This window comes from Roseomonas sp. TS2 (assembly GCF_058833935.1).
On the sequence record NZ_JCACVY010000224.1, the window covers coordinates 1 to 6,247 of the forward strand.

The 6,247-nt window shown below is 72.2% G+C and carries 7 protein-coding genes and 1 tRNA gene; all 8 read right to left on the reverse strand.

The genetic code is table 11. The annotated features are described in order from the left end of the window. Positions 1 to 48: 48 nt before the first annotated feature. On the reverse strand, positions 49 to 402 hold the full coding sequence (locus tag ACZJYS_RS21845) for a hypothetical protein (RefSeq protein WP_493180308.1): 354 nt from the start codon (positions 400 to 402) through the stop codon (positions 49 to 51). 85 nt (positions 403 to 487) lie between these two features. Then, the gene (gene hpf, locus ACZJYS_RS21850; protein ID WP_109515662.1) at positions 488 to 1,162 is read right to left on the reverse strand and encodes a ribosome hibernation-promoting factor, HPF/YfiA family; all 675 of its coding nucleotides are present in this window, start codon (positions 1,160 to 1,162) and stop codon (positions 488 to 490) included. Positions 1,163 to 1,241: 79 nt separating this feature from the next. Then, positions 1,242 to 2,723, reverse strand: a complete 1,482-nt coding sequence (gene rpoN / locus ACZJYS_RS21855) for an RNA polymerase factor sigma-54 (RefSeq protein ID WP_493180309.1) — start codon at positions 2,721 to 2,723, stop codon at positions 1,242 to 1,244. A 64-nt stretch (positions 2,724 to 2,787) separates the two neighbouring features. Beyond that, a complete protein-coding gene (lptB, locus tag ACZJYS_RS21860) occupies positions 2,788 to 3,540 on the reverse strand; it encodes an LPS export ABC transporter ATP-binding protein (RefSeq protein WP_109515664.1) in 753 nt (250 codons plus the stop codon). Continuing rightward, entirely contained in the window at positions 3,537 to 4,505 is a 969-nt protein-coding gene (locus tag ACZJYS_RS21865; RefSeq protein ID WP_493180310.1) for an LptA/OstA family protein, read from the reverse strand. The genes lptB and ACZJYS_RS21865 overlap by 4 nt, the downstream gene beginning before the upstream one ends. Next, positions 4,502 to 5,200, reverse strand: coding sequence for an LPS export ABC transporter periplasmic protein LptC (gene lptC / locus ACZJYS_RS21870; RefSeq protein WP_109515666.1), 699 nt, complete (start codon positions 5,198 to 5,200; stop codon positions 4,502 to 4,504). The genes ACZJYS_RS21865 and lptC overlap by 4 nt, the downstream gene beginning before the upstream one ends. Before the next feature lie 178 nt (positions 5,201 to 5,378). After that, on the reverse strand, positions 5,379 to 6,032 hold the full coding sequence (locus tag ACZJYS_RS21875) for a ribonuclease D (RefSeq protein ID WP_379631987.1): 654 nt from the start codon (positions 6,030 to 6,032) through the stop codon (positions 5,379 to 5,381). A gap of 58 nt (positions 6,033 to 6,090) precedes the next feature. Then, positions 6,091 to 6,174 (reverse strand) — tRNA-Leu (locus ACZJYS_RS21880). Positions 6,175 to 6,247: the final 73 nt, after the last annotated feature.

Sequence of the window (6,247 nt, forward strand, 5' to 3'; positions counted from 1 at the left end):
GCAGGCCAGCCAGCAGCAGGGCGAAGCGCCGCCGCAGGGGGTGCAGGTTCATGCGGCGTCCCCGGGGCGCGCGGCGGCGCGGGCAGCAGAGCGCGCGGCGGCGCGGGCGGCGGTGCGGGGGGTGGTGCAGCCGGGGGCGCCCGGCGCGGCCAGGGCAAGCCAGGCGTGGTGTGGCAGGGAAAGGCCGGGCGCCCGCTCGGCCAGGACCAGGGGCGGGCTGATATGGAGCAGGCGCATGGGCCGGTGGCCGGCCGCGCCGGTCAGCAGCAGCGCCTGCTCGGCCGGCAGGCCAGGCCGGAACAGGATTGCCACCGGCTGGCCCGCCGCGGGCCAGAGCGGTACGGCCGTGGCCAGCGCCCCGGCAATGCCGAGGCACGCCAGGCCAGACGCGAGGAACCGCATCCCGACTCCCTCCAGAAGATGAAGCGGAGCACAGAATGCGGCGAGAATCGTTAACTACCCGTTGGTCGGGCCGAGTCCGCGCGCCTCAGGCCGCGGCGGGGTCGATCCAGCCCACATGCCCGTCCGGGCGCCGATAGACGACGTTGAGCTGCCCGCTGGCGCGGTTGCGGAACATCATCACCGGCATCTGTCCGAGGTCGAGCCGCATCACCGCCTCGCCCACGGTGAGGCGGGCGATCTCGGTGGGGGTCTCGGCAATGATGGCGCCGTGCTCGGCCCCGTCCATGCCGCCGGACGTCTCCATGCCATCGGCGGCCGGGTCCTCGGCGGGGGCGGCGCCGTCGGTCAGGCCGCCGAGCAGCACGGCGGCGTCAACCGGCTCGTCCGGCACGTCGGCCGGCTGGGCCAGCACCACCTGCCGCGCCGTCTCGGCGGTGGCGGGCAGGCGCTCATCGGCCAGATTGCGGGAATGCTCGTTCATGCGGCGGCGGTAGCGGCGCAGGCGCTTGGCGATGTGCGCGGCGGCCTCGTCGAAGGCGCGGTGCGCGTCGGGCCCCTCGCCCTCGCCGCGCAGGCTGAGCCCGCGGCCGGCGTGGATGTCAATGGCGCAGGAGAAGAAGGCGCGGTTCTTCCCGAAGGTCACATAGGCTTCCAGCGCGTGGTCGAAATATTTCTTGGTCACGGCGCTGAGGCCTTCGGTCACATGGACCTTCAGCGCCTCGCCTGTTTCGACCTGTTTCCCTGCGACAACGATATGCATGGCGGGCTAACCCCTCCTTGTTGCTGGGGAGGGGCCGTCCCTTGGGACGGCGGGGCGGGCGGGTCGCGCCCGCTCCGGGTCAGGCCGGGACGGCCTTCTCCCGTTTGCGCTGCACGGATGATGGGATGCGCAGCGCTTCCCGGTATTTGGCCACCGTGCGGCGGGCGATGTCCACTCCTTCCCGACGCAAAGCTGCGACAATTGCATCATCGCTGAGGATATCGTCCGGCGTCTCCGCCGCGACCATGCCGCGGATGCGGTGGCGGATCGCCTCGGCGCTGAAGGTTTCACCGCCCGTGCCGCCGATCGCAGTTGTGAAGAAGTATTTAAGCTCAAAATTGCCGCGCGGCGTGGCGATGTACTTGTTGGCGGTGACACGGCTGACGGTCGATTCGTGCATCTCCACCGCCTCCGCCACGTCGCGCAGGATGAGCGGGCGCAGATGCGCGACGCCGTGGCGGAAGAAGCCGTCCTGCCGCCGCACGATCTCGGCCGACACCTTCAGGATGGTGCTGGCGCGCTGCTCCAGGCTCTTCACCAGCCAGTTGGCGGCCTGGAACTTCTCGGAGAGGAAGGCGCGGTCCTCGCGCGAGGCGGCGACCAGCGCGCGGGCGTGGAAGCCACGGTTGACCAGCACGCGCGGCAGCGTCTCCGGGTTCAGCTCCAGCAGCCAGTCGCCCGCCTCGCCGGCCATCGGGGCGGGGCGCATCAGCACGTCCGGCACCAGCGAGGGCGCGTGCTCGGGGTCGAAGCCGGCGCCGGGCTTGGGGTCGAGGCGCTTCAGCTCGGCCACCATGTCGGCCAAATCCTCGGCATCGACGCCGCAGACGCGCATCAGCCCGCGCATGTCGCGCCGCGCCAGCATCTCCAGGTTCCGCACCAGCGCGGCCATGGCCGGGTCCAGCCGGTTCTTCTCGGCCAGCTGCACGGCCAGGCACTCGCCGAGCGAGCGGCAGAACATGCCCACCGGCTCGAAGCGCTGCATCCGCGCCCGGATGCGCGCCACCCGCGCCTCCTCGCAGCCCAGCGCGGCGGCGATGGCAGCATCCGCCGCCGGCAACCGCCCCGCCGGGTCGAGCAGCGCGATGAGCTGGGCGCCGATCAGCCGGTCCGACGGGTCGGGGAAGGTGAGGCGGAGCTGCTCGCCCAGCTCCTCGCGCAGGCTGCGCGGCCGCTCGGCGGCCAGCGAGTCGATGCCGCGCGCATCCTCGTCGAAATCGGCGCGGCCGCCGCGCGGGCTCTCGCCGTCATAGACGTTCGACCAGTCGCGGATGTCGAGCGGGGCCTCCGCCTCGGCCGGCAGGGCGGCGGCGGTGCTGCTCTCGAAGCTGTCGGCCGGGGCGGGCGGCGGCGTGGCCGGCTCGCGCCCGGCATGGGCGTCGGGCGGCGGGCCGTCGGCGCGCTCGTCGCGCTCCAGCAGCGGGTTGCGCTCCAGCTCCTCCTCGACGAAGGCGATGACCTCGAGGTTGGAGGATTGCAGCAGCTTGATCGCCTGCCGCAGCTGCGGCGTCATCACCAGCGACTGGGTGTGCCGCAGATCCAGACGTGGGCCGATGGCCATGGCCGCTCAGCCTGCCTCCAGCAAGAGGGTGCCCGCCGCACGGGACCGGTGCAGCAGGCGCATGCTAGAGGCTGAACCGCTCGCCGAGATAGACCCGCCGGACCCCCTCATGGGCGACGATGTCCTGCGGCGTGCCCTCCATCAGCACCTGGCCGTCATGCAGGATGTAGGCGCGGTCGATGATCTCGAGCGTCTCGCGCACATTGTGGTCGGTGATCAGCACGCCGATGCCGCGGTTCTTCAAATGCCGCACCAGCTCACGGATCTCGCCCACCGCGATGGGATCGATGCCGGCCAGCGGCTCGTCGAGCAGGATGTAGGCCGGGTGGGTGGCGAGCGCGCGGGCGATCTCGCAGCGCCGCCGCTCGCCGCCCGAGAGGGCGAGGGAGGGGGAGCGGCGCAGATGCGTCAGCCCGAACTCGGAGAGCAGCTCGTCCAGCATCTGCTCGCGCCGGGCGCGGACGGGCTCCACCACCTCCAGCGCTGCCCGGATGTTGTCCTCCAGGCTGAGGCCGCGGAAGATCGAGGCCTCCTGCGGCAGGTAGCCCAGCCCCATGCGGGCGCGGCGGTACATGGGCAGGGTGGTGACATCCTGCCCGTCCATGAAGACCTGGCCCTGATCGGGGCGGACGAGGCCGGTCATCATGTAGAAGGTGGTGGTCTTGCCGGCGCCGTTGGGGCCAAACAGCCCCACCGCCTCGCCGCGCCGCACGCTGAGCGAGACGCCGCGCACCACGGGGCGCTTCTTGTAGCGCTTGCCCAGGTTGGTGGCGACCAGCCCGCCCTCGCCGGGGATGACCTTCAGCGGCGCGCTCATCGCGGCTGCCCCTGGCCTTGCTGTCCCTGGGGCTGCCCCTGGGGTTGCAACGCCTGCTGGCCCTGCTGCGGGATGATCAGGCCCTGCACGCGCTGGCCGGGGGTGGAAACCAGGCGGGCCACGCCGCTGCGCATGTTGACGATCGCCTCCTGTCCGTTGAGCTGGTTGTCGCCGCGGGTGATGCGCACGCCGCCGAGCAGGCGGGCCATGCCGGTGACTTCCGAATAGACGCCGCGGTCGCCGCGCACCACCTCGCCGGGGGTGCGGATCTCGACATTGCCGAAGGCCTCGACGCGCTCGAGCTGGCTGCCCTGGCCGGGCGTGGCGGCGCCGTTCCGGGCAGGCGCCGCGGCCTGCTGCGGCGCCCCGGCGCCCTGCTCCAGGAAGTAGCCCACCAGCGTGTCGGCGGCGATGCGGCGCTGGTCCTGCGTCACCACCACGGCGGCGCCGCGCGCCACGGCCATGCGGCGCTGCGGCCAGTATTCCATGCTGTCGCGGGAGGTCAGAACGTTCTCGGGCGTGGTCAGCTTCAGGGCGCGGCCGGTCATCACCAGCACGGCCTGGTCCATGTCGTAGATGGCGCGGTCGCCCTCGGCATGGTCGGTGGCGCTGTCGATGCGGACATTGCCCTCCGCCTCCAGTCGCCAGATCTCGCCGCCCGACATCGGCGTGTCGGCGCCGCCGGCGGCGGCGGGCTGGCCGGCGCGCGGGCGGTAGCGGGCGATCAGCCGGTCGGCGGTCAGGGTGATGCCCTGGCGCACGGCGCGGGCATTGCCGCGGGCGATCACCACCTGCTCCTGCTGACGCCACTCGATGCCGTCGGTGGCGGTCACCTCCACCGGGCCGCCCTGGGTCAGGTCGAGCGCCTGGGCGCCGGCGGCGCGCGGGGCGAGCGCCAGGGAGGCGGCCAGCAGCAGGCCGGCCAGCAGGGCGGCGGCGGGAAGGCCGCGTCGCGTCTCGGTCATCGTGCGCCCTCCAGGACAGCCTTGGCGTTGCCGGTGAACACCACCACCTGGCCGCGATTCTCCAGCCGGAAGCCCTCGCTGACCAGCGTGCCGAAGGGGCCCTGCGCGGCCACCGGCCGGTCGCCCCGGGCGCTGCCGCCGGCCACGTCGATCTGCGCCGCCTCGGTGCGCAGCGTGCTGCCGTCGTCGTGCCACAGCGTCACCTGGCCGGACAGGGCAAGCTGGTTGCTCGCCCGGGCGTAGCGGCCCTGCTGCGCCTCCAGCAGCACCCAGGCGCCGTCGGCCATGAACAGGTCGGCGCGCGGGCGCTCCAGATCGATCAGGTCGGTGTTCACCTGCTGCGTGGCGGTGGTGGCGGTCACGTTGTAGGGCCGGTTCTGCTCGTCCAGCCCCTGGTAGCGGGCGGAGGCGATGCGCATGGCCTCGGCCGAGGTCTGCGCCACGCGCCGGAAGGCCAGCCGGCCCCGCTCCTCCGCCGAATCGAATTCCGGCCACAGGGCGATGGCCGCCAGCAGGCCGAGCGCCCCCACCGGCAGCAGCCACTTGGCCAGCTTCACCAGCACGCGCCGCCGCGCCAGGGCGCCGGCATCCATCGTCATGCGCGCGCGGGACGGCAGCGTCGTGCGCGACCGGCCGGGCGCGCGGCTGGCACGTTGCGCGGCAAGCGCGTCGCGGGGAGGCGTGGAGGGCGTCATTCGTCGGCTTTGCTTGTCCGCCGCCTTCAGGCCCGGCCGGCGCGAACGCGGGGACAGCAGGCGGTGCGGGAAGGGGAAAAACCTCACCCTCCCTGTATGGGGCTGCGGATGGGCAGGGTCAACGCGCCGCGGCGTCTCGCTTAATCAAAAAGCGTGCCAGAATTTTGCCGGATTCCGCTCAATGCGCGAAAATATCCGGCTCGTCATAGCCCATCAGGTCGAGGGCACCGCGCGTGGGCAGGAAGCGGAAGCAGGCCTCGGCCAGTTCCAGCCGTCCCTCGCGCCGCAGCAGCGCCTCCAGCCTGCCCCAGAGCGCGTGCAGGTGCAGCACGTCCGAGGCGGCATACGCCAGCTGCTCCGGCGTCAGCTCGGCCGCGCCCCAATCGGAGCTCTGCTGCTGCTTGGAGATCTCGACGCCGAGCAGCTCGCGGCAGAGATCCTTCAGCCCGTGCCGCTCGGTGAAGGTGCGGACCAGCTTGGCGGCGACCTTGGTGCAGCGGACGGGGGCGCATTCCACGCCCAGCGCGGCGCGCAGGATGGCGACGTCGAAGCGCGCGAAGTGGAACAGCTTCACCACGTCCGGCCGCGCCAGCAGCGCCTTGAGGTTGGGGCAGTCCGCGCCGCGCCCGCCGAGGCTCTCGGGGATGATCTGCACGCAATGCGCCGTGCCGTCGCCGGCCGAGAGCTGCACGAGGCAGAGCCGGTCCCGGCGCGGGTCGAGGCCCATCGTCTCGGTGTCGATGGCGACGACGGCGCCGAAATCGACATCGGGCGGGAGATCGTGCTTGTGGAGCCTGATGGTGGCGTTGGCCGCAAACAGCGTGCTTGCCATCTTCGCCATCCCTGCCTTCCGATCCTGACCGTTGCGCTGACGCGCCGCGGAGGAGATATGCCCAGGAAAGGACTCGAACCTTCACGACCTTGCGGTCACTGGCACCTGAAGCCAGCGCGTCTACCAATTCCACCACCTGGGCAAGGGGGCGAACCGCCGTTTGGCGTGGGTGGGCTTTTATGGGCGCGGCCGGGCGCCGTCAACGGGGGTTTTGA